This is a genomic window from Janthinobacterium kumbetense (assembly GCF_023703445.1).
Classification (GTDB): domain Bacteria; phylum Pseudomonadota; class Gammaproteobacteria; order Burkholderiales; family Burkholderiaceae_D; genus Janthinobacterium; species Janthinobacterium kumbetense.
Window position 1 is genome coordinate 54003 of the sequence record NZ_JAMQGR010000015.1, and the last position, 22546, is coordinate 76548.

17 protein-coding genes are annotated in these 22546 nt (G+C 66.3%); 8 read left to right on the plus strand and 9 right to left on the minus strand.

Annotated elements, in window-relative coordinates; genetic code table 11:
* Positions 1 to 46: 46 nt before the first annotated feature.
* The 6 genes from NCG91_RS25690 to ybaK form a co-directional block, all read right to left on the minus strand.
* Entirely contained in the window at positions 47 to 1708 is a 1662-nt protein-coding gene (locus NCG91_RS25690) for a GDYXXLXY domain-containing protein (RefSeq protein WP_251351749.1), read from the minus strand.
* On the minus strand, positions 1705 to 2670 hold the full coding sequence (locus tag NCG91_RS25695) for a DUF2157 domain-containing protein (protein ID WP_251351750.1): 966 nt from the start codon (positions 2668 to 2670) through the stop codon (positions 1705 to 1707). The genes NCG91_RS25690 and NCG91_RS25695 overlap by 4 nt, the downstream gene beginning before the upstream one ends.
* Before the next feature lie 35 nt (positions 2671 to 2705).
* On the minus strand, positions 2706 to 2996 hold the full coding sequence (locus NCG91_RS25700; RefSeq protein WP_251351751.1) for a DUF427 domain-containing protein: 291 nt from the start codon (positions 2994 to 2996) through the stop codon (positions 2706 to 2708).
* 70 nt (positions 2997 to 3066) lie between these two features.
* Positions 3067 to 3732 (minus strand): DsbA family oxidoreductase, encoded by a 666-nt coding sequence (locus NCG91_RS25705; protein ID WP_251351752.1) that lies wholly within the window; start codon positions 3730 to 3732, stop codon positions 3067 to 3069.
* A gap of 90 nt (positions 3733 to 3822) precedes the next feature.
* On the minus strand, positions 3823 to 4467 hold the full coding sequence (plsY, locus tag NCG91_RS25710; RefSeq protein ID WP_230539942.1) for a glycerol-3-phosphate 1-O-acyltransferase PlsY: 645 nt from the start codon (positions 4465 to 4467) through the stop codon (positions 3823 to 3825).
* A 105-nt stretch (positions 4468 to 4572) separates the two neighbouring features.
* Positions 4573 to 5064, minus strand: a complete 492-nt coding sequence (gene ybaK / locus NCG91_RS25715; RefSeq protein ID WP_251351753.1) for a Cys-tRNA(Pro) deacylase — start codon at positions 5062 to 5064, stop codon at positions 4573 to 4575.
* Between the two features lie 37 nt (positions 5065 to 5101).
* Between ybaK and NCG91_RS25720 the strand changes: the two genes are divergently transcribed.
* Positions 5102 to 6064, plus strand: a complete 963-nt coding sequence (locus tag NCG91_RS25720; RefSeq protein WP_099666615.1) for an endonuclease/exonuclease/phosphatase family protein — start codon at positions 5102 to 5104, stop codon at positions 6062 to 6064.
* An 8-nt stretch (positions 6065 to 6072) separates the two neighbouring features.
* Here the strand turns inward: NCG91_RS25720 and NCG91_RS25725 are convergent, their stop codons facing one another.
* On the minus strand, positions 6073 to 8604 hold the full coding sequence (locus NCG91_RS25725) for a sensor domain-containing protein (protein ID WP_251351754.1): 2532 nt from the start codon (positions 8602 to 8604) through the stop codon (positions 6073 to 6075).
* 392 nt (positions 8605 to 8996) lie between these two features.
* Here NCG91_RS25725 and NCG91_RS25730 point away from each other — a divergent pair, with 392 nt between their 5' ends.
* The 4 genes from NCG91_RS25730 to NCG91_RS25745 all read left to right on the plus strand — a co-directional run bounded on the left by NCG91_RS25730 (position 8997) and on the right by NCG91_RS25745 (position 14743).
* Entirely contained in the window at positions 8997 to 10229 is a 1233-nt protein-coding gene (locus tag NCG91_RS25730; protein ID WP_251351755.1) for an efflux RND transporter periplasmic adaptor subunit, read from the plus strand.
* 3 nt (positions 10230 to 10232) lie between these two features.
* A complete protein-coding gene (locus tag NCG91_RS25735; protein WP_251351756.1) occupies positions 10233 to 13349 on the plus strand; it encodes an efflux RND transporter permease subunit in 3117 nt (1038 codons plus the stop codon).
* Positions 13350 to 13709: 360 nt separating this feature from the next.
* Positions 13710 to 14432, plus strand: a complete 723-nt coding sequence (locus NCG91_RS25740; RefSeq protein ID WP_251351757.1) for an MgtC/SapB family protein — start codon at positions 13710 to 13712, stop codon at positions 14430 to 14432.
* A gap of 2 nt (positions 14433 to 14434) precedes the next feature.
* On the plus strand, positions 14435 to 14743 hold the full coding sequence (locus NCG91_RS25745) for a hypothetical protein (protein WP_251351758.1): 309 nt from the start codon (positions 14435 to 14437) through the stop codon (positions 14741 to 14743).
* Here the strand turns inward: NCG91_RS25745 and NCG91_RS25750 are convergent.
* Both NCG91_RS25750 and NCG91_RS25755 read right to left on the minus strand, forming a co-directional pair.
* Positions 14735 to 16132, minus strand: a complete 1398-nt coding sequence (locus tag NCG91_RS25750) for a sensor histidine kinase (protein ID WP_251351783.1) — start codon at positions 16130 to 16132, stop codon at positions 14735 to 14737. The genes NCG91_RS25745 and NCG91_RS25750 overlap by 9 nt on opposite strands.
* Positions 16125 to 16805, minus strand: a complete 681-nt coding sequence (locus tag NCG91_RS25755; RefSeq protein ID WP_251351759.1) for a response regulator transcription factor — start codon at positions 16803 to 16805, stop codon at positions 16125 to 16127. Before NCG91_RS25755 ends, NCG91_RS25750 begins: the two co-directional genes overlap by 8 nt.
* A gap of 235 nt (positions 16806 to 17040) precedes the next feature.
* Here NCG91_RS25755 and NCG91_RS25760 point away from each other — a divergent pair, with 235 nt between their 5' ends.
* Genes NCG91_RS25760 through NCG91_RS25770 form a run of 3 tightly spaced genes read left to right on the plus strand, consistent with a single transcriptional unit; the run spans position 17041 to position 22526 of the window.
* A complete protein-coding gene (locus NCG91_RS25760) occupies positions 17041 to 18165 on the plus strand; it encodes an efflux RND transporter periplasmic adaptor subunit (protein WP_251351760.1) in 1125 nt (374 codons plus the stop codon).
* Positions 18158 to 21262, plus strand: coding sequence for an efflux RND transporter permease subunit (locus tag NCG91_RS25765; protein WP_251351761.1), 3105 nt, complete (start codon positions 18158 to 18160; stop codon positions 21260 to 21262). Before NCG91_RS25760 ends, NCG91_RS25765 begins: the two co-directional genes overlap by 8 nt.
* On the plus strand, positions 21249 to 22526 hold the full coding sequence (locus tag NCG91_RS25770; protein WP_251351762.1) for a TolC family protein: 1278 nt from the start codon (positions 21249 to 21251) through the stop codon (positions 22524 to 22526). Before NCG91_RS25765 ends, NCG91_RS25770 begins: the two co-directional genes overlap by 14 nt.
* The last annotated feature ends 20 nt before the right edge of the window (positions 22527 to 22546 follow it).

Below are 22546 nucleotides of genomic sequence, written 5' to 3' on the forward strand. Positions count from 1 at the left end.
GATGCCCGCCCTGGCGTGCTCTTGCACGACTGCCTGCGCGTCAAAGCTACAGCTTCTCCAGCTCCGGGCCACGCATGCCCACCAGCAAGGCGCGGCCGTCGGGCAGCACCCGGAACTCGCCATAGCGGGCCTTTTCCCAGCGCGCCGCCTCGCCTTCCTTGAAGAACCAGGCATCGCTGACGAGCACCCAGTTCCCATCCTTCGGCGTCAGTTCGAGCAGGAATTCGCCGGGCGCCAGCGCCTCTTGGGTGTACGGGCGCAGCAATTCCGCCACGCCGCGCGCATCGCGCATCGCCACGACGAGGGGCCGGCCAGGCGCCCGGTCCACGCTGGCCAGGGTGGACAGGACGCCCAGGTTGACGAAATTGAGGCGCATGTAGTCGCCCTGCATCAGCGAGCGGGGATCGACGGGTTCCAGCGCCACGAAGATCGCTTGCCCTTTGGCAATCAGCTGCTCTTTTTGCCAGATGCCGCCATTGGCGACCAGCAACACCAGCAGCAAGCCACCCAGCACGCCCAGGCGCGCGGCGCGGCGTTCAAGCACCACGCCCGCCGGCTTGCTTTCCACCAGGTGCAGCACGGCGCCCCGCGTGGCCAGCCACGACAGGGCGCACAGCAGCGCGCCGGCCATGGCCAGCAGCGCCGCCTTGCTGGCCAGCGGCCAGGCCAGCTGGTAATAAAAGCTGCCGAGTATCCACGCCGCCGCCAGCGCGGCCGCCACGGCCACGCGCGAACGCCCGCTCGTCAAACAATACGCGAGGATCAGCAGCACGGGCCCCAGCGCCGGCATGAACCACGCCAGCACGATCAGCACCAGCGCCACGCCGATGGCGGGCAACTGGCGCAGCGCCGGCCAGCGCCATCCCGTCCAGGCGGCAGCCGCCGTGGCCAGCACGAGCGACACCCCATTCAACACTTGCGCATACCAGGCAACGGCCTGGTGCCGGGTCGCTTCGCGCGCCACGTCGCCGACAATACCGCCGCCCAGCGCACCGCCCAGCATGAAGGTCATGCCGGACCAGAAAACCAGCCCCAGCAAGATTGCCAGGACCCACCCCGTCGACAGCGATTCCAGGAAGGCGGCGATGGACGCGCCGCGGCCATCGTTGAACGCCTGCTTTTGCAGCCAGTGGGCGCCCAGCCAGAGTGCCAGGGCCAGCATCCAGGCGCTGTACAGCTGCGTGGGGTCGTTCTCGAAAATCCAGTCGCGCGTGCTATCGATGATGCCCAGCCCCAGCAAGCCGCAGGCGACCAGTCCCAGCAGCACGCGTAGCCAGTCGCGCGGCAGGGCGGCAGCCGTCAGCAGGCACGCCAGGCACATCAGCAGCGACGCCGTCTGCGTGGCATAGTCGCGGAACAGGGCATAGCCGAGCAGGCTGCCGCCCACCAGCAGGCATGGCACGGCCAGTTGCTCGACAAACAATGCCACGCCGCGCGTGCGGATCAGCAGCACGGCCACCACCAGCACGATGGCGGCCACGACATACGCGCCGGGGCCGTGGCGCACGACGCTTTCCAGTCCCGCGCCCAGTGCCAGGACCAGAGGGATGGCGGCCAGCCAGGCGCCGAGGGCCGTCATCAGTACCAGCGGCCACGGCCGCACATCCTGCACGGGACGGGCGGCGCCGGACGGCAACAGGCCGGCGCGCGTGGCGTCGTCGATCAGGGTGGCGAGCGCATCGGCTCGCTGACTATTGATATGGCTCATGCCGCCTCCCGGCGCGTGCGCCACAAAATGCCTTGCACGGTGAACGCCAGCAGCACGGCCGCGAACAAGCCCAGCATCACCAGCCTGCCGATGCCATCGCCATTGCCGCCGCCATGGAACAGCACGTGCCCCAGCCCCCACACCAGCAAGGTGTTCAGGCCCAGCGCGACGGCGCTCAGGCCGAACACGTCAAAGAACTGGCGCGTGGCCAGCAGGACGCCGGCGACGGCCAGCAAGCCGAGACCGGCCCAGTACGGCGATTCGATCTCGCTGCCGAACAGGGCGCTGACGGCCGTGCCCGTGATGAGGATGGTGGCCAGCACCAGGCCCAGACGCAAGGCCCAGTTGCCCGCGCCCGTCCAGCGCGCCAGCAGGGGCGAGACGAACGCACAGCCAGCCAGCACGGCCAGCCAGCCGCCGATGAAAATGGGCAGATCGGCCGAATCGACGCGCCAGCTGTTGTGCGCATGCGCCTGCATCCACAGGGTGGCGGCCGTCGACAGTATCAGCATCCACGGCGTCCACAGCACGTCGCTGCGCGCCACCAGGCACAGGGGCAAGGCCAGCGTGGCCCACAGGGCGAACAGCTGCCACGGATCGGCGCCCGTCTGGTACGTCTGGCCGAAATACGCGAACAGGCCGCCGATGGCCAGCAAGGCCAGCAGCAGCAAGGGTACGCGCGCTTTCGGCACGGCAAACGCGCCCACGCAGGCGGCGGCCAGCACGCCTTGCAGCAGGGCAAAGCGACCCATGCGGCCCAGGTCTTCCCAGTTGGCGGCCACCCAGCAGATCAAGCCCATGCCCAGCAGCACGGCGCCCAGCACGGCCACGCCACGCGGCAGCCAGTAGGCCAGGCGCGCCGGTTCGCGCTGGAAGCCGGCCACTTCCTGCAACTGCCGGGTTTGTTGGGCATCGAGCGCATAGTCCGAGGCGAGTTGGTACACGGCGAGGCGTAAATCCATCGTCTGCTTTCAGGTTGATTGGTCGTAAGAAAGCGTCAGCGCTCGACGCTGACGCCGCGCCAGAAGGCGACGTGGCCGACAATTTGCTTGGCGGCATCCTTGGGCTGGGGGTAATACCAGGCCGCGTTGGCATTCGTCTGGCCATCGACGACGAGGTCGTAATAGCTGGCCGTGCCCTTCCACGGGCAGATGCTCGTGTGGCTGCTGGGACGCAGGTATTCCTGCGTCACGGTAGCTAAAGGAAAATATACATTGTTTTCAACGACTTGCACCTGCGCATCGGTGGCTTGCGCGATGACGGCGCCATTCCAGCTGGCTGTTGGCATTTGACTATCCTCCTTCTGCGCCGAGTGTAGCGCAAAAAGTCCGCCATGGCGCGCGCCATTGGCGCCCCGCTCAAGCGCCGGCGATGATCTGGCGCAAGGCTTGTTCGAACACTTCGGGAGGTTGGCCGCCGGAAATCAGGTGGCGCTCGTTGATGATGACGGCAGGCACCGAGTTGATGCCGTTCTGCTGGTAGAAACGCTCTTGCGCGCGCACCTCGTCCGCATAGGCACCGGAGGCCAGCACCTCGGCCGCTTTCACGCCATCGAGCCCCACCTTGCCGGCCACGGCCAGCAGCACCGCGTGCGAGGACGGATCCTGTCCCTGCGTGAAATACGCATCGAACAGCGCCATTTTCAATGCCTTCTGGCGCCCTTCCAGTCCGGCCCAGTGCAGCAGACGGTGCGCGTCAAACGTGTTGTAGATGCGGCCGCGCTTGTCCATGGCAAAGGTAAAGCCCAGCTGTTCGCCGCGCGCGCGGATGGCTTCGCGCGATTGCGCCATCTGCTCCGGGGTGGAGCCGTATTTGCGGGCGATGTGTTCGCCGACATCCTCGCCTTCGGGCGGCATGTTGGCGTTCAGCTCGAAGGGCTGGAAGTGGATATCGGCCTGGACGGTGTCTTGCAGCGTGTCCAGCGCCTGCTCCAGCGATTTCAGGCCGACCACGCACCAGGGGCAGGAAACGTCGGAAACGAAATCGATACGGATGGGGGTAGGTGTGGCGGGAGTGGAACTCATGGTGGGCAGCCTTTGCGCGAGTCGGTGGCGGCCGCACCGCGCGGCGCCGCAAGCACAGCATATGCGTGCGGCCCGCGGGAAATCAAGCGCTTACTTTTTCTTGGCGGGCGCCTTGGCCCCATCCTTCTTGCCGCCGATCTTGCTTTCCTTGCCAGAAAGCAAGTTCGCGATGTTCTGGCTGTGGCGGTAAGCGAGCAGCACGCTCATGACGATGACGGCCAGCAAGATGGGATCGACGCCGAACAGCAAGCCATAGTAGAACGGCGCGAACAGGGCCGCCACCAGGGCTGCCAGCGAGGAATAGCGGAAGGCATAGGCGATGATCAGCCAGGTGGCCAGGGTCGCCAGGCCCAGCCAGGGATTGATGCCCAGCAACACGCCGAGGGCCGTGGCCACGCCCTTGCCGCCGACGAAGCGGAAGAACACGGGCCACAGATGGCCGAGGAAGACGGCGATGGCCACCAGGGCCACGGCCGTGTCGCCCACGCCCAGCGCGCTGGCAAAATGGTCGGCCAGGAACACGGCCAGCCAGCCCTTGGCGCCATCGCCCAGCAGGGTCATGATGGCGGCGCCCTTGTTGCCGCTACGCAGCACGTTGGTGGCGCCCGGATTTTTCGAGCCATAAGTGCGCGGATCGGCAATGCCGTAGACCTTGCTCATCACCACGGCAAACGATATCGAGCCGAGCAAGTAAGCGGCCACTGTCATTGCCACGGTTGTGATTACTGGATTCATTTCTTCCCTTTATTGTGTTTATTACACCAGCATCGAGGCTGGCGCAGCAGAATATACACCAGCGCCCCGTCCAGGGACAGGGCGGAGCCCCGCTTTCTTGCTCTCTTAATCCTGCAAGGCGCACTGCACCGGTTTGGCTTGCAACAAATCAACGAGCACCTGCGGCGCCAGCGAGACGAGGAAACCGCGCCGCCCGCCATTGATATAGATGCGTTCGAGCGCCAGGATGGATTGCTCCACGTACACGGGCATGGCCTTCTTCGTGCCGAACGGCGAGGTGCCGCCGATCATGTAGCCGGAATGGCGCTGCGCCACTTCGGGCTTGCACGGCTCGACGGACTTGCAGCCGATGCCACGCGCCAGATTCTTGGTCGACACCTTGCAATCGCCATGCATGAGCACGATCATCGGCTTGGCCGCCTCGTCCTGCATCACCAGGGTCTTGATCACCGCGTGTTCGGGCACGTTCAATTCGCGCGCCGAGACGCTGGTGCCGCCGTGCTCCTCGTAGGGATACGGATGTTCTTCGAAGGAAACTTGATGCTTGCGCAGCAACTGCGTCGCCTGGGTTTCGGAAATATGCTCTTTTTTAGCCATGCGTGATACGCTGATCGTTCAGTGAGGAGTGCTAATTATGCAGGAAGAAATCCGCTTTGCCACATTCAATGTCTGCAACCTTGCCCCCGCCGGGGCGAAATTGTATGACAACCTGGAACCGTTGAGCCCGGCGCAATACGAAGCCAAGGCGGAATGGACGGCGCGGCAAATCGACCTGCTCGACGCCGACGTGATCGGTTTCCAGGAAATTTTCTCGCAGGCGGCCCTGCGCGACGTGCTGTCGCGCACGCGCCATTACCGCGCAGCCACCCTGGCCGGCTACGATGCCATCGATGCCGCCGGACGCATGCTGCCCACGGTGGCGCTCGTGTCGCGCTTGCCGCTGGCCGGCGCCGGTGTTGCCTGGGCGAATTTCCCCGCCGGCGTGAGCGTGCCTGCCGAAGACGATGCTGGCCGCTTCGCCCGCGCGCCGCTGCATGTCCAGGTCATCTTGCCTGGCGGACAACTCACGGACGTGGTCGTGGTGCATTTGAAATCGCGCCGCCCCGACTACCGCCATGGCGACGGCAACGATGCCACCGCCTACGCGCTGGCCAACCTGCGCTCGCTGCAGCGGCGCGGCGCGGAAGCCGTGGCCCTGCGCGTGCTGGCAAGCGAACTGGGCCACAGCGGCCGTCCCCGCATCGTGCTGGGCGACTTCAACGACATCGCCAATGCCGTCACCACGGCCATCGTCATGGGGGCGGGCGCGCCGTGCGAAGCGGGCGCCGAGATGCGCGAACGCCTGTACGACGCCAACGCCATCCAGCAGCGCCAGGACGCCCTGCGCCACGTGGGCTACACGAATATCCACGACAGCGCCTACATGACGATCGACCACATCCTCGTGTCCGAACACTTTCATCCCGCCTCGCCGCGCGCCATCGGCGTGCTGCAGGAAGTGACCTATCTCAACGACCATCTGCTGCTGGGCTTGCGGCACGCCTCCGACCATGGCCAGGTGCTGGCACGCATCAAGCTGCTGGGAAATATTGACTAAATCAGCTGCTAATTAAGCAACTTCGCCAGCGCGCTGCCCTCCACTTGCGCGCTGGCATAGCGCCCCTGGTATTGCTGGCAGCCCTGCCCCCGCAGATACGCCAGTTGCTGCGCCGTCTCCACGCCTTCGGCGATCACCGTCAATTGCAGCTCGCGCGCCATGGCGATGATGGTGGCGGCCACGGCCGTGTCGGACTCGCCCGCCGCGCCGTCCGCGGCGGCGGGCAGGAACGAAGGGTCGATCTTGAGCTTATCCACCGGGTAATGGCGCAGATTGGCCAGGCGCGAATAGCCGGTGCCGAAGTCGTCGATGGCCAGCCTGGCGCCCAGCGCGCGCAGTTGCGCCAGCACGCCGGCCAGGCGCGCGCCGCCCTTCATCAGCAAGGACTCTGTCACTTCCAGTTCCAGGCAGCCGGCAGGCAAGCCCGACACGGCCAGCGCCTCTTGTACGCTGAGCAACAAGTTGTTGTGCAGGCATTGCGCCGGCGACAGATTCACGGCCACGCGCCAGGCATGGCCCGCGTCGTGCCAGGCGCGCGCGCGCAGGCAGGCGTGGCGCAGCACCCAGTTGCCGATCGACACCATCAAGCCGCATTCCTCGGCCACGGCGATGAAGCGCTCGGGCGGCAGCACGCCCAGTTGCGGGTGGCGCCAGCGCAACAGCGCTTCGGCGCCGACGATCTGCCCGCTGGCGACATCGAGCGCAGGCTGGAATTCCAGCACGAATTCCTCGCGACCCAGCGCCTCGCGCAAGCCTTGCTCCAGGCTGGCCCGCTCGACGATCTGCGCATTCATCTCGGCATTGAAAAACTGGAAATTGTTGCGCCCGCTTTCCTTGGCGTGGTACATGGCGATGTCGGCGTTATGCACGAGGCTATCGATGCTGTCGCCATCGCTGGGAAAGATGGCCACGCCGATCGAAGTGGACACATGCAATTCGTATTCGCCCAGCTGATAGGGCTGCGTGACGGCATGCAGCAGGCTGGACGCCACGTGGGCCACCTGGTCGATGCCGCCCACCTCGGCCAGGATGATGACGAACTCGTCGCCACCATGCCGGCTGACCGTGTCGACGCCGCGCACGCAGCGCACCAGGCGCCGCGCCACTTCCTTGAGCAGCAAGTCGCCCACGTGGTGGCCCATGCTGTCGTTGATGTGCTTGAAGTGGTCGAGGTCCAGGTACAAAATGGCCAGCATGCTCAGCTTGCGCCGCGCGGCCGCCAGCGCCAGCGACAGCCGGTCCAGCAACAGCACCCGGTTCGGCAAGTCGGTGAGGAAATCGTGCTCGGCCAGGTGACGCGTGTGCTCCTCGTTTTTCTTGCGCTCGCTGATATCGCTGAGGATGGCCAGGTAATTGCTCAATTGCCCCTGCGAATCGCGGATGGCCGTCAGCGACAGCCAGGCCGGGTAGCGCCCGCCCGCCTTGCGCTGGCCCACGATATCTCCTTGCCAATATCCGTTATCTCCGACTTCGTCCCACACGTGGTCGAAAAACGCCGGCGCGTCCGGTTCCGCGCCGTGCAGGACGAAGGGCTTGCCCAGCATGTCGTCCAGGCTGTAGCCGCTGATCTCGCTATACGCGGGATTCATGCTGACCACGCGCTGCTGCGGATCGAGCACGACGATGGCTTCGCGCGCATGCTCGACCACCTGCGCCGACAGGTACAGGGCGCGCTCGGCAAGTTTGCGCGAGGAAATATCCCGGATCACGGCGTAAAACAGATAGGTGTGGTCGAGCGTGACGGAAGTGAGCAGCACTTCGCCCCAGAACAGCTCGCCCGCGCACGTCTGGTAGCGCCAGTCGTAACGGCAGTTACCGTCCGCGTGGGCCTGCGCCGCCAGTTGCGTGCCGCGCAACGCTGACAATTCGCCATCGGGCTGGCGCAAGGGCGAAAAATCGCTGAGGCGGCGCCCCAGCAGCCGTGGCCGGTCCTCGCATTGAAACAGGACGATGGCGGCGGGATTCGCGTCGGCGATATGTTCGTCACGCAGCAGCAGGATGGCATCGGCGGATTTCTCGTACAACTGGCGGAAATTGTCTCCCATCAACAACAAGGCGCCCTGCGCGGCGCCATCCTGGCCGCTGGCCGTGATGTCGATGTCGATGCAGACCACTTGCCGCACTCGCCCGGACTGGGTGACAGGAAACACGGTGGAACAGATGCAGCGCGGCGCGGCCCCATCGGCGCCGAGCTTCCACAGGCGCGTGCTGCGCGCCTTGCCGCTTTCCCACACGGCCGCCAGTTCGCCGGCAACCTCCTCGGCCAGGGTGGCATCCGGCAGCGAGGCGGCCACCCTGGCCCACGGCTGGCCCAGCGCCAGCTCGGCCGTCACGCCATACAGGCGCGCCGCACCCAAGCTCCAGTAGCGCACGATGCCATCGCGGTCGATGCCGCGCACGGCCAGGCCCGGTGCCTGCTCGACGGCGGCGACGATGATGGACAGCAAATCGAGCGCCTTGCCGGCCGCTCCCGCCTGCGGTTCGGCAGCGGCCAGCAAACGGCCCGGCGACGGGGCGGCTCCGGCAATCCGTTCAGACATCAGCCCCCCGTGGCGCGGCCGCACGGCAACCGGCGGGCGAATGGCCTGTCCGGTGGCGCAACCATCCCCCCATTCTTGCGCGCCGGCGAATCGGCTTCTTGAGGATGCGCAAGCATCGTGACGTGCATGGCATCGATGCCGGCAGTGTCTTTGGTCGCCGTTTTTTGCATTCCAGCCCCGATTTTGTGCAATCTGTCGCACGGCGATGGCGGCCGGGCTGGATTCTTCCTAAAGTGGCAACATGCGCATCGCCGTGAACGGCTGCAGCGGCAGGCGTGTTGTCTGCGGCCGCCACGGTGATGCGCTACCCGAATTCCCCCGGCCAGCGACAGGCCGGGTCCGCACCGAGACCTGGCGCCGAACCCCTGCGCCGCTCCTGACCAAAAATACCTATGAAAAACGAGACCCTGCCCCCCGCCTCTCCTTTTGCAGCCACGCGCCGCCGGCGCTGGCGCACCCCCGTGCTGATCCTGGTCGTGCTGGGCCTGGCCGGCGGCGGCTGGACGGTGATGCAATCGAAGCAACAAGCCGCCAAGGCAGCCGAACTGCAAGCGAGCAAGAAAAAGGAGCAGGCCAAGACGCCCGTGCATGAACTGGCGCAGGGCGACGTGGCCGCCATCGCGGCGCGCGCGCTCAGCATCAGCTTGCCCCTGTCCGGCTCGCTGGCGCCCGTGACCCAGGCCACCATCAAGGCCAAGGTTTCCGGCGTGATCCAGGAAACGACCTTGCAGGAAGGCCAGCAAGTGGCGAATGGGCAAATCCTCGTGCGCCTGGACGCGGCCGACCTGCGCGCCCGCCTGACGCAGCAGCAAGCCATGCTCGACGAAGCGCAGGCGCGCCTGTCGATGGCCAGCAAGAATGAAGCGAACAGCCAGGCCTTGCTCAAGCAAAAATACATCTCGCAGACGGCGTACGACACGACGCAAAACTCGGTCGAGCTGGCGCGCGCCAACGTCAAGTCCGCCGCCGCCATGGTCGATATCGCCCGCATCGCGCTGGCCGATGCGGTGATCCGCGCGCCGATGGCCGGCATCGTCAGCAAGCGCCACCTGCAGGCCGGGGAAAAAGTCTCGCCCGACATGCCCGTCTACACCATCGTCAACCTGGCGCAGCTGACCCTGGAAGCGCCCGTGCCCAGCGCGGAAATCCCCCGCATCAAGCTGGGCCAGGATGTCCACTTCAAGGTCGACGGCTTCGGCGCGCGCGACTTCGCCGGCAAGGTCACGCGCATCAACCCCACCACCGAGAGCGGCTCGCGCGCCATGCTGGTCTACATCGCCGTCGACAATGGCGATGGTGCGCTGCGCGGCGGCATGTTCGCCAAGGGCAGCATCGTCACCGAACGGTCAAACGTGGCGCCGCTGGTGCCGTTGACGGCCGTGCGCAATGAAAAGCAGGGCCCCGTCGTGTATGCGCTGGTGAACAACAAGGTGGTCGCCCAGCCAGTTACCCTGGGCCTGCGCAACGAAGATGAAGGCTATGCGGAAGTCAAATCCGGCCTGGTGCCGGGCGCGAAAGTCATCATCGCCAGGCTCGATGGCGTCAAGCCGGGCCATGGCGTGACCTTCGCCGCAGCGGCCGCCGCCCCTGCCGCGCCGGCAGCCGTGCTGGCTCGGAAGGATTAAGCCATGTGGATGACCAAAGTCAGTATCCAGAACCCCGTCTTCGCCACCATGGTCATGGTGGCGCTGGTGGTGCTGGGCATCTTCTCCTACCGGGGTCTGGGCGTGGAAAGCATGCCCAGCGTGCAGTTCCCGTTCGCCGCCATTGAAGTGAACTATCCGGGCGCCTCGCCCGAAGCCGTGGAAAACGACATCACGCGTCCCATCGAGGACGCCGTCAACACCGTCAGCGGCATCAAGACCATCCGCGCCAACTCGTGGGAAGGACGCGCCGGCGTCTACCTGGAATTCGAGCTGTCGACGAACATGGACAAGGCCATGCAGGACTTGCGCGACAAGGTGGCCCTGGTGCGCCCCCGCTTCCCGAAAGAAGCCAAGGACCCGTTCATCGCCCGCGCAGAAGGCGACAACGAGCGCCCCATCGCCACCATCGTGCTGACCTCCACCGGGCATGACCTGCGTTCGCTGTCGACCATGACGGAGCAGATCATCAGCAAGCGCTTCCAGGGCGTGGCCGGCGTGGGGCAAGTCAAGCTGCGCGGCCTGCGCGCGCGCCAGATCCTTATCAGCATGAAGCCGATCGAACTCAATGCCCAGGGCATCGGCGTCGATGAAGTGATCCGCGCCATCCAGGCCACGAATACCAATTTGCCGGCCGGCTCCATCAGCCATGGCGCGGCCGAACAGCTGGTGCGCGTGGAAGGCAAGATCAAGGATGCGCGCGAATTCGGCAAGATCATCGTCGCGCGCCGCGCAGTCGGCCCCGTCTACCTGGACCAGGTGGCCACCGTCGTCGACGGCGAACAGGAAGAACTGTCGATCTCGCGCATGAACGGCCAGCAAGCCGTGACCATGGAAATCACCAAGGTGCAGGACGCCAACGTGGTCGAAGTGGGCACCGGCATCCTGAAAGTGGCGGCGGACCTGCAAAAGACCCTGCCGCCCGATATCACCCTGCGCGTGCTGGACGACGAATCGGAGCGCGTGCAAAGCCAGCTCGATAACGTCAAGCGCACCATCATCGAAGGCGCCGTGCTGACCATGGTGATCGTCTTCCTGTTCCTGCATTCGTGGCGTTCGACCATCATCACGGGCTTGACCCTGCCGATCTCCGTGCTGGCCAGCTTCATCGCCATGAAGGCCTTCGGCTTCACCCTGAACTTCCTGACCCTGATGGCGCTGTCGCTGTGCATCGGCCTGTTGATCGATGACGCCATCGTCGTGCGCGAAAACATCGTGCGCCACCTGGGCATGGGCAAGAACCACTACAAGGCGGCCAACGACGGCACCAATGAAATCGGCCTGGCCGTGATGGCCACCACGTTCGCCATCGTCGCCGTGTTCGTCCCCGTCGCCTTCATGGACGGCATCATCGGCCGCTTCTTCCTGCAGTTCGGCATCACCGTAGCCGTCGCCGTTCTCGTCTCCCTGTTCGTCAGCTTCACGCTCGACCCCATGCTGTCGTCCGTCTGGCGCGACCCCGTCAAGGACCGCTTCAAGTACGCGCCGTGGCTGGGCCGCTTCATGGCCTGGATCGAGACGGGCATTGACCGCCTGCATGTATGGTATGGCAAGGTGCTGGCTGTCGCTTTGCGCTGGCGCAAGACGACCCTGGCCACGGCCGTCGCCCTGTTCGCGGGCAGCCTGATGCTCGTGCCGATGATCGGCGGCGAGATGTTCCCGGAAACGGACCAGGGCTGGGTCAACCTGCGCTTCAAGACGCCCGTCGGCTCCAGCCTCGAATACACGGATACCAAGGTGCGCCAGATCGAAACGGCCCTGAAGGAATTCCCAGAGATCGACAGCCTGGTGGCCAATGTCGGCACGCAGGACGGGCGCAACACGGCCGAGGTGAACCTGAAGTTGACGGACATCAAGAAGCACAAGCGCCGCTCGCAGCAGGAACTGGAAAAGCTGATCCGCGAACGCCTGGCGCCGATTGCCGGCATCACCCTGTCCGTCGGCCAGCGCCCCATCTTCATCGCCATTTTGGGCACGGATGAAGGCAAGCTCGATGCGGTGGCGCACACCCTGATGGACAAGATGCGCGGCATCAAGGGCCTGGCCGACATGGAATACAGCCAGGAAGGCGCCAATCCGTCGACCACCGTGAAGATCAATAACGAACTGGCCAGCGACCTGGGATTATCGGTGCAGCAGATCGGCAACGCCCTGCGTCCGTTCGTGGCGGGCGACACGGTCAGCCACTGGCTGGCCAGCGACGGGCAAAACTACGACGTCAACGTGCAGCTGCCCAAGTCGGGCCGGCAAAAGGTGGCCGACCTGGCCGACCTGTCGCTGGCCTCGAGCAAGCTTGACGCGAACGGCAAGCCCGTCATGATCCCGCTGCGCCAGGTGGTCGACTTCGTGCCGTCATCGAGCCCGCAGGTGCTGAAGCGCCAGGCCTTGCAGCGCCGGGTCGCCATCTATGCAGGCACGCAGGGCCGCCCTGCCGGCGACGTCGATGCCGACGTGCAGAAAGCCATCAAGTCCATCGACTTGCCGCCCGGCGTGCGCTTCGACGTGGCCGGCAATGCGCAGCAGATGGCCGAAACCATGGGCGGCGCCATGATGGCGCTGGGCATCGCCGTGATCTTCATCTACCTGGTGCTGGCGTCGCAGTTCGGCAGCTTTTTGCAGCCGATCGCCATCATGGTGTCCCTGCCCCTGTCCCTGATCGGCGTGCTGGCCGCCCTGCTCATTACGGGCAGCACCCTGAACATCTTCTCCGTGATCGGCTTCATCATGCTGATGGGCTTAGTCACCAAAAATGCGATCTTGCTGGTGGACTTCACCAACCAGCGCCAGCGCGAAGGCCTGGGCCAGTTCGAGGCGCTGATGGAAGCGGGGCAAGTGCGCTTGCGCCCCATCCTGATGACGACACTGGCCATGGTCTTCGGCATGCTGCCGATGGCCATCGGCATGGGCGACGGCGGCGAATCGCAGGCGCCGATGGGCCGCGCCGTCATCGGGGGCGTGATCACCTCGACCCTGTTGACCTTGGTGGTGGTGCCCGTCGCCTACACCTACCTCGACAGCCTGGGCAAGCGCGCCGCGCGCTTCTTCGGCGGCAGCGGCGAGCACGCCGAATCCGCCGACGACGGCAAAGCACACGCCCACTGATTGACCGGTCGCCTTCACCGTCCCCGCATTGGCGGGGACGACGCGGCGGCTTCCTGAAGAGAGCTTCAGTTGACCAAAGCTGCCCCACTGGCTAGACTGTCCCCGTTATCAATGATATGGAGTGACTCGTGGGTGCTTGTTCCAGTGACAGTAGTCGATTGACCATCGGCGATCGGCCTTAGGCAAGACGCGCGCATTCCGCCCGCCCTGCCCATGGCAAGGTGCGGTTTTATCAGCGGCAGTATTCTCTCGCCGCCACTTCCCTCCTCATCGTTCCACCGTTATCGTCTGCTGCCCCCTTTCGGGGCGAATTGTCTTCGCCCCCGCACTCGCCTGTTCCTCCCCAGCCGGGAGAAACTGATGGTGGTATTTGACTTTGCGCTGCGCGTTGCCGCGGCATTGACCCTGGGCGCCATGATCGGCGCCGAACGCCAGCTGCGCCAGCGCATGGCGGGCCTGCGCACGAACGCGCTGGTCTCCGTCGGCGCCTCGCTGTTCGTGATGGTTTCCGTGCTCGAAGGCGATAGCGCCGGCCATATGCGCATCGCCGCGCAGGTGGTCTCCGGCATCGGATTCCTGGGCGCCGGCGTCATCATGCGCGAAGGCATGACGGTGCGCGGCCTGAATACGGCCGCCACCCTGTGGTGCTCGGCCGCCATCGGCATCCTGTGCGGCCTGGGGTTTGCACTGGAAGCGGCCATCGGCACGGGATTTGTCCTGGTGGCCAACCTGGTACTGCGCCACCTGGCGCAACGCATCAACGCGCACGGCGGCGAAGCGGGCATCGAGACGGAAAGCATCTACCGCGTGACGGCCGTGTGCGAGGCGGAGCAGGAAATCCTCGTGCGCAACCTGATGCTGCGCATGATCAGCGGCATGCCGGCCCTGATGCTGCAATCCTTGCACAGCGAGGATGCCGCGCACGCCGGACGCATCGAAGTGCGGGCCGACCTGCTCACGCCCCTGTCCAGCCTGGGGTTGCTGGAACAGATCGTCAGCCAGGTCAGCCTGGAAGGCAGCGTCTCGGCCGTGCGCTGGGCACTGGTGAACAACGCGGAATTTGTCGCCGAACGGGGAGTGTGATGATGAAAAAATGGATGCTGTGGTTTGTCAAACGTGGTCCGACTGTCGCCACCTACCGCCTGACCGTCACCTGCCCCGCGGCGCAGGCCGACCACGTCGTGCGCCTGCTGCTGGCCGAACTCAAGGGCGCGGGCCTGGCGCCGTCGCAAATGCTGCGCAGCTGGGACGCGGCCAGGCAGGTGGTACAGCTGATCGCCACGGTGCTGTGCCAGGCCGTGCAGCGCGCCGTGCTGGTGCGCTTCGTCAACCGCGCGGGCGCCTGGCCGCAGGTGCGGCAAGTGCGCTGGGAAGGCGTCGCACCTTCAGCTTGAGGCGGGCAGGCGCATGAGGAACAGCGCGCCGCCCTGCGGGCGGTTCTGCGCCTCGATGCTGCCGCCATACGCGTGCACGATGGCTTGCGACAGGGCCAGGCCCAGGCCGAAACCGGGCGCCTCGCCCGCACGCGCCTGGGCGCCCCTGTAAAACCGCTCGAACAGGTGCGGCAAGTCTTCCACGCCGATACCCGGTCCCGCATCGGCCACGCCGACGATCGCATGCGCGCCATCGCGCGCCACGTGCACGCTGATGACGCTGTCGGGCGGCGAAAACTTCACGGCGTTATCCAGCAAATTGGCCAGCACCAGGTCGACCGGGCCGGCCGCCACCCTGGCCTGCACGTCGACACTTGCATCGAAGACGATGCGGATGCCGCGCTGCGCTGCCGCCTTTTCCAGGCGCTGCGCCGCCGCCCGCACGAGCGGATTGAGTGCAATGGTTTCCACCGCATTGCGCTCCTGGCCCACGTCCAGGCGCGTGAGCATCAAGAGCTCTTCCACCAGGGTCGTCAGGCGCTGCACTTCATCGAGGCACGATGCCAGCGCATCGACATACTCGGGCGACTCGCGCGGGCGGCGCAGGGTGATTTCGATTTCCGTGCGCAGGCGCGACAGGGGCGAGCGCAATTCGTGCGAAGCGTCAGCCGTGAAGCGGCGCTGCGCGTCGTAGCCGTGTTCCAGGCGGTCCAGCATGGCGTTCAGGGTATCGACCAGGCGGCCGATCTCGTCCTGCGTGCCGGGATGGGGCAGGCGCTGGTGCAGGCTGGCTTCGCCGATCGAATGCGCCTGGTCCACCACGTCGTCGATGGCGCCCAGCACGCGGCGCGTGAGCATTTCGCCGGCCAGGCCCACGGCCGCCAGCAGCGCCAGCGCCATGGCGCCAAACAGCACGGTGGCCGCGGCCAGCACGTGATTGGTGTCGTCGAGCGAACCGGCCACCTGCACCGCCAGGCGCGCACCGGACGAAGGCACGGGAATCGAGACCATGCGCAGCGGCTCTTCGCCGAACTTCGGCAGGGTCTCGAAAATGGTCTCGCCGGCCGCCAGGCGCGCCAGCAGGGCGGGAGGGGCCGGCAATTGCGCGGCCTCCAGGTTGCGGCTGCGCGCCAGCACGCGGCCTTCGCCATCGATGATCTGCACCAGGCGGTCGAGCCGCGTCAATGACGGCGGCGCCTGGCCCGGCGCCACCTCGTGCACCTGCACGGGCTGGCGCGGCGCGGCGGGCAGCATGGCCATTTCCGTCTCGGCCAGCGCCAGCAGGGCCGCATCGAGCTGGCCGTGCACGGCGCGCGACAGCTCCCAGTAACCGGCCAGCGCCGTGAAGGCGACGATGGCGAGGATGACGGCCAGGTGCACCAGCAGCAATCGCTTGCGAAAGCTAGCCACCATTGTTTTCCGCCAGGCGGAAGCCGCGTCCGCGCACCGTGTGTATCAATGGCGGTAAGCCCGGCGCATCCACTTTCCCCCGCAGGTTGCGCACGTGGACGTCGATCAGGTTGTCAATGCCGATCAGGTCCGCCTGCCAGATCTGCTCGGCCAGGCGCGCGCGGCTGACCACTTCGCCCGCCTGGCGCAGCAGGATCAACAGGATCGCGTATTCCTTGGGCGTGAGCACCAGCGGCACGCCAGCCCGCGTTGCCTGGTGGCTGACGGGATCGAGCGTCAGGTCGGCCAGCGCCAGCACCAGCGGGCGGCTGATGTCGGAGCGGCGCAACAGGGCGCGAATGCGCGCCAGCAGCTCCTCGAATTCGAACGGCTTGGTCAGGTAATCGTCGGCGCCCGTGTTCAGGCCCGCCACCCGGTCGGCCGTGGCGTCGCGCGCCGTGAGCATCAGCACGGGCGTCTGGATGCCGCGCGCGCGCAAGTCGCGGCAAAAATCGATGCCCTGCTTGCCCGGCAACATCCAGTCCAGCACGATTGCGTCGTAGTCGACGGCGTAGCTTTCGTCCTCGCCCTCTTCCGCGCTGTGCGCCACGTCGACGACAAAGCCTTCTTCCTGCAAGCCCCGCGCCAGCAGGCGCGCCGCCTTGCGGTCATCTTCCACCAGGAGGATTCTCATGCCTGCCTTTCGCATTGCGCCGTGTTTTCCATGCTGGCATTTTACCGCGCCGCACCGTGCGCGCACGGAACCTGAAGAATGATTCAGGCGTTCTTGGGCGCTTCTTCAGGACCACATTGCTATGCTTTCCCGGCGCTGTTGTGACGCTGCCTGCGCCACCTGCGCCCCTCTCATTGCCCGCCTGGGCACGGCATCCACGCATGCACCCTCACCATCAATAACAAGGAAACACGGGATGAACACGACCACCCGCAACGCCCTGGGCGCCAGCTGCGCCCTCGCTCTCGCCTGCTCGGCCCTGGCCGGCTGCGCCAAGCCGACGGCGGCAGCCACGCCTGTCGCCCAATCGATGCATCAGGACGACGGCAGCATCGCCGTCGACAAGATGTCGCCGCTGCGCCAGCGCCTGCAGATCGCCGCCGTGCTGGAACAGAACATCGCCACGCAGACGGAGGCGCCGGGCAGCATCGAGGCCATGCCGGAGAAGCTGGTGAAGATCACGCCGCCTCTGGCCGGACGCATCACGCGCTTGCAGCGCGCCCTGGGCGACAGCGTGAAGGCGGGCGATCCGCTGTTCACGCTGGACTCGGCGGAACTGAGCGCCGCCTACGCGGACGACAGCAAAGCCAGGTCCGCCCTGCTGCAGGCACGCCAGGAACTGGAACGCCAGAAAACCCTGTTCGAGGCGGAAATCGCAGCGCGCAAGGAGTACGAAGCGGCGCAGGCCAGTTTTGCGCAAGCCGGCAGCGACGCCCAGGCCAGCGCCGACAAGCTGGCCCAGTACGGAGCAGGAGCGCGCGGGTCGCGCCGCGACTATGTGCTGCGTTCGCCGATCGCCGGCACCGTGATCGCCATGGAAGGCGCCCAGGGCGGCTACTGGAACGATATCAACGCGCCCGTCATGACGGTGGCCGACCTGTCCACCGTCTGGCTGTCGGCCAACGTGGCCGAAAGGGACCTGGCGCAGGTCGCCGTGGGACAAACGACCAGCATCACCGTCGACGCCTGGCCCGGCAAGGCTTTCGAAGGCAAGGTCGCGTATGTGGGCGCCGTGCTCGACCCCGAGACGCGCACGGTGAAGGTGCGCGTGGCCATCGACAACCGCAACGGCGCCTTCAAGCCCGGCATGTTCGCCCACGCGGGGTTCGCCGGCGCCAGCCGCCGCGCCCTCCTCGTGCCAGCGTCCGCCCTGCTGCAAAGCGGCCCCTCGACGCGCGTAATGGTCGAACGCAGCGCGCTGGTGTTCTCGCCGCGCGCGGTGGAAGTGGGCGCCAGCCATGGCGACCAGGTGGAAATCGTCTCCGGCCTGAAGGCGGGCGAACGCATCGTCGTCAAGGAAGGAGTGCTGCTCAATGATTGACCGTTTCATTGCCACCTGCTGCCAGCGGCGCGGCATCGTCTGGCTGGTGCTGCTGTTCGTCGCCGCCTATGGCGTCTACTGCTGGAAGCAGCTGCCCATCGAAGCCTACCCCGACATCGCCGACGTCACCTCGCAAATCGTCACGCAGGTGCCGGGCCTGGGCGCCGAGGAAATCGAACAGCAGATCACCATTCCGCTCGAACGCGCCCTGCTCGGCACGCCCGGCATGCACGTGCTGCGCACGCGCAGCCTGTTCGCGCTGTCGCTGATCACGGTGGTGTTCGAGGATGGCAGCGACGGCTACTTCACGCGCGAGCGGCTGCAGGAACGCCTCGCCAGCGTCAACCTGCCGTATGACGCCAAGCCGGGACTCGATCCCTATACCTCGCCCACGGGCGAAATCTACCGCTACACCTTGGAATCGAAAAGCCGCAGCCTGCGCGAACTGTCCGAGCTGCAGTTCTGGACCGTGATCCCGCGCCTGCAGCAGGTGCGCGGCGTGGCCGATGTGAGCAATTTCGGCGGTTTGACCACGCAATTCATGCTGGAACTCGACCCCGCAAAACTCGACAGCTACGGCTTCTCGCTGGCGCAGGTCAAGGACGCCATCAACGCCAACAACATCAGCGGCGGCGGCAGCGTCATCGACCGCGGCCAGCAATCGTACGTGGTGCGCGGCGTGGGCTTGCTGCATTCGCTGGACGACATGGGCAACGTCGTCGTCAGCAGCAAGAACGGCGTGCCCGTGCTGGTGAAGGACCTGGGCAAGCTCGCCTACGGCAACGTGGAGCGGCGTGGCATCCTGGGCAAGGACGACAATCCCGACACCATCGAAGGCATCACCCTGCTGCTGAAGGACTTCAATCCGTCCGAAGCGCTGGCCGGCATCCATGCAGCCGTGGATGACTTGAATGCCAATGTGCTGCCGAAGGATGTGAAAGTGGTGCCCTACCTGGACCGCAGCTCGCTGATCGACGCCACCTTGCACACGGTCAGTTACACCCTGGGCGAAGGCATGCTGCTCGTCGCCCTCGTGCTGCTGCTGTATCTGGGCAGCCCGCGCGCGGCCGCCATCGTCGCGCTGACGATTCCGCTGGCCCTGCTGATCGCCTTCATCTTCATGCACCATTTTAAAATTCCCGCCAACCTGCTGTCGCTGGGGGCGATCGACTTCGGCATCCTTGTCGACGGTTCCGTGGTGGTGCTGGAAAACATGCTGCGCCGCCGCGAACGGGAACAGGAACGGCCTCTCACCCTGCAGGACGCCATCGATGCGACCCTGCAGGTGGCACGTCCCATCATGTTCGGCATGGCCGTCATCATCGCCGCTTATTTACCCCTGTTCGCCTTCCAGCGCATCGAATACAAGCTGTTCTCGCCGATGGCGTATGCGGTGGGCGCGGCGCTGGTGGGCGCGCTGGTGGTGGCGCTGGTGCTGATCCCGGGCCTGGCCTGGCTGGCCTTGCGCAAGCCGCGCCGCACCTTCCATAACCGCGCGCTGGACAAGCTGGCGGGCGCGTACGGGCGTTTCCTCGAACGCATGGTGGGCAGGAAGCGCTGGGTGGCGATGGTGTGCGCCACCTCGCTGGCGTGCCTGGCGCTGCTGGGCGGCAGCATCGGGCGCGACTTCCTGCCCTACCTCGATGAAGGCTCCTTGTGGTTGCAGGTGCAGATGCCGCCCGGGATCACCCTGGACAAGGCATCCGAGATGGCCAGCGAACTGCGGCGCGCCGCGCTGGAATTTCCCGAAGTATCGACCATCGTCACGCAGACGGGGCGCAACGACGACGGCACCGATTACTGGACGCCGTCGCACATCGAAGCGAGCGTGGGCCTGCATCCATACAAGAGCTGGAAGTCGGGCATGAGCAAGCAGCAGCTGATCGCCAAAATGAACGCGCGCTTCGCCAGCATGCCCGGCGTCACGGTGGCTTTCATGCAGCCGATGATAGACGGCGTGCAGGATAAATTGTCGGGCGCGCACAGCGACCTGACGGTGAAAATCTTCGGCAATGACCTCGACGAGGTACGCGGCATCGCCGGCAAGGTGGCAAATGTCCTGAAGACTATCCCTGGCGCCTCCGACGTGGCGGTGGACGTGGAGCCGCCGCTGCCCAACCTGAAGGTGGAACTGGACAGGGCAAAGGCGGCCCGCTACGGCATCAACACGGCCGACGTGGCCGACCTGATCGCCACCGGCATCGGCGGTGCGCCCATCGGCCAAGTGTACGTGGGCGAGAAAAGCTACGACATCGCCGTGCGCTTCCCGCCGGCCACGCGTTCCAGCCCGGACGCCATCGCCAACTTGAAGCTCAACGCCGCCAACGGCGCGAGGATTCCGCTGGCGCAGGTGGCCACCATCAGCACCACCTCGGGCGAAAGCGTGATCGTGCGCGAAATGGGACGGCGCCACATCATCGTGCGCCTGAATGCCCGCGGGCGCGACCTGGCCAGCTTCCTGGCCGAAGCGCGCCCGCTGGTGGCGCAAGCCGTAGCCGACGAGCACCAGCGCATCAGCGTCGAATGGGGCGGCCAGTTCGAAAACCTGCAGCGCGCGCAAAGCCGTCTGGCGCTGATCCTGCCGATGACCCTGGGCGCCATGTTCCTGCTGCTGTTCGGCCAGTTCCGCAACCTGCGCCAGCCCGCGCTGGTCTTGCTGGCCGTGCCGCTGGCCATGCTCGGTGGCCTGGCCGCGCTGCACCTGCGCGGCATGACCTTGAACGTGTCGAGCGCCGTCGGCTTCATCGCCCTGTTCGGCGTGGCCGTCCTGAATGCCGTCCTGATGCTGGCGCAGATCAACCGCTTGCGCAGCGACGAGGGGAAAAGCCTGCGCGATGCCGTGCTGGAAGGTGCGCGCGACCGCATGCGTCCCGTGCTGATGACGGCCACGGTGGCCGCCCTGGGGCTGACGCCGGCCATGCTGGCGACGGGCCTGGGCAGCGACGTGCAACGCCCGCTGGCTACCGTCGTGGTGGGAGGCCTGGTGACGGCGACCGCACTGACCCTGCTGCTGTTGCCGGCCCTGTATTACCTGATCGAGGCGCACCTGCAAAAACGCCGGACCGACACCGAAGGAGAGACCCATGACACGTTTTAATGTACTGCTGGCGGCCTGGCTGATTGCTCCATGCGCCATTGCCACACCCTTGAGCTTTGAAACCTATCTGTCCGCCGTGGAAAGCCACAGCCTGGAATTGCAGGCGCAGCAGGAAGGCATCACCTCGGCCAAGGCCGGCATCGGCATCGCCGGCCTGCGTCCCGACCCGGAATTCACGCTGGGCGCCACGCGCGAAACCGTGCGCAGCGTCGAACACCGTCCCGTCACGTGGAATCCGGCCATCAGCATGGCCATCGAGACGGGCGGCAAGCGCGCCGCGCGCCTGAAGGCGGCGCACAGCAATGTCGCGCTGGCAGAGGAGACGGTGGCCGGTTTCAGGAGCGAACTGTATGGCACGGCCGCCGCCGCGTTCACGGAAGCTTGCCGCACGCGCGAGGTCCTCGCGCGCAAGGAGCAGACCATGGCGGCCCTGTCGAAGGTAGTCGAGGCGAATACCGTGCGGCGCAAGGCGGGCGACGTGGGCGGCATCGAGCTGCTGCAGTCGCGCGTGGAACGCGACCAGTTCCAGGCCGACCTGGCGCAGGCGCGCAGCGAGGCAGATAGCGCGATGCTGGCCCTGTCGCCGCCGCTGGGGCGCCAGTTCGATGGCCTGTTTCCGCAAGCGCAGCTGGCGTGCGACTTCGCCGCGTACGAGGGCGGCGACGCCGGCGTGCTGGTGCCGCAGGCGCTCGAGGCCCGCAACGACGTGCGCATCGCCCGCGCCACGCTGGACAACCTGCGCGACGGTGCGGCGCTGGTGCGCGCCAACCGCGCCGTCGACCCGACCGTGACCGTAGGCCTGGCCGCCGCGCGCGGCTACCATGACAGCATCGACGCCAGCGGCAATCCCGTCGATGGCGCGCCCCGCTCCCGTGCGCTGTCCATCTCGCTGGCCATCCCGATCCCCCTGTCGCGGCGCGACAAGGGCGACGTGGTGCAAGCCGAAGCAGGGGTCACGCAAGCGATGCTGGCCCTGCGCCAGGCCGAATTACAGGCGGAGACGCAAGTGCGCACGGCGCAGCGGCAGCTGCATGCGGCGCAGGACAGGCTGGCGCGCTACCGCGACGGCGTGCTGGTCGATGCGCAAAAGGTGGTCGACGGCATGCGCCTGTCTTACTTCAGCGGCAATGCCTCGCTGCTGGAATGGCTGGCGGCGCAGCGCTCGGCCGACGAAGCGTACCAGGGCTATGTGCAGGCGCGCGCCGATGCGGCCATGGCCAGCACGCAGCTGCAACTGGCGCTTGGCCAGCGGCCGCACTTGTAGCGGGGGAAGGGGAAACGAGG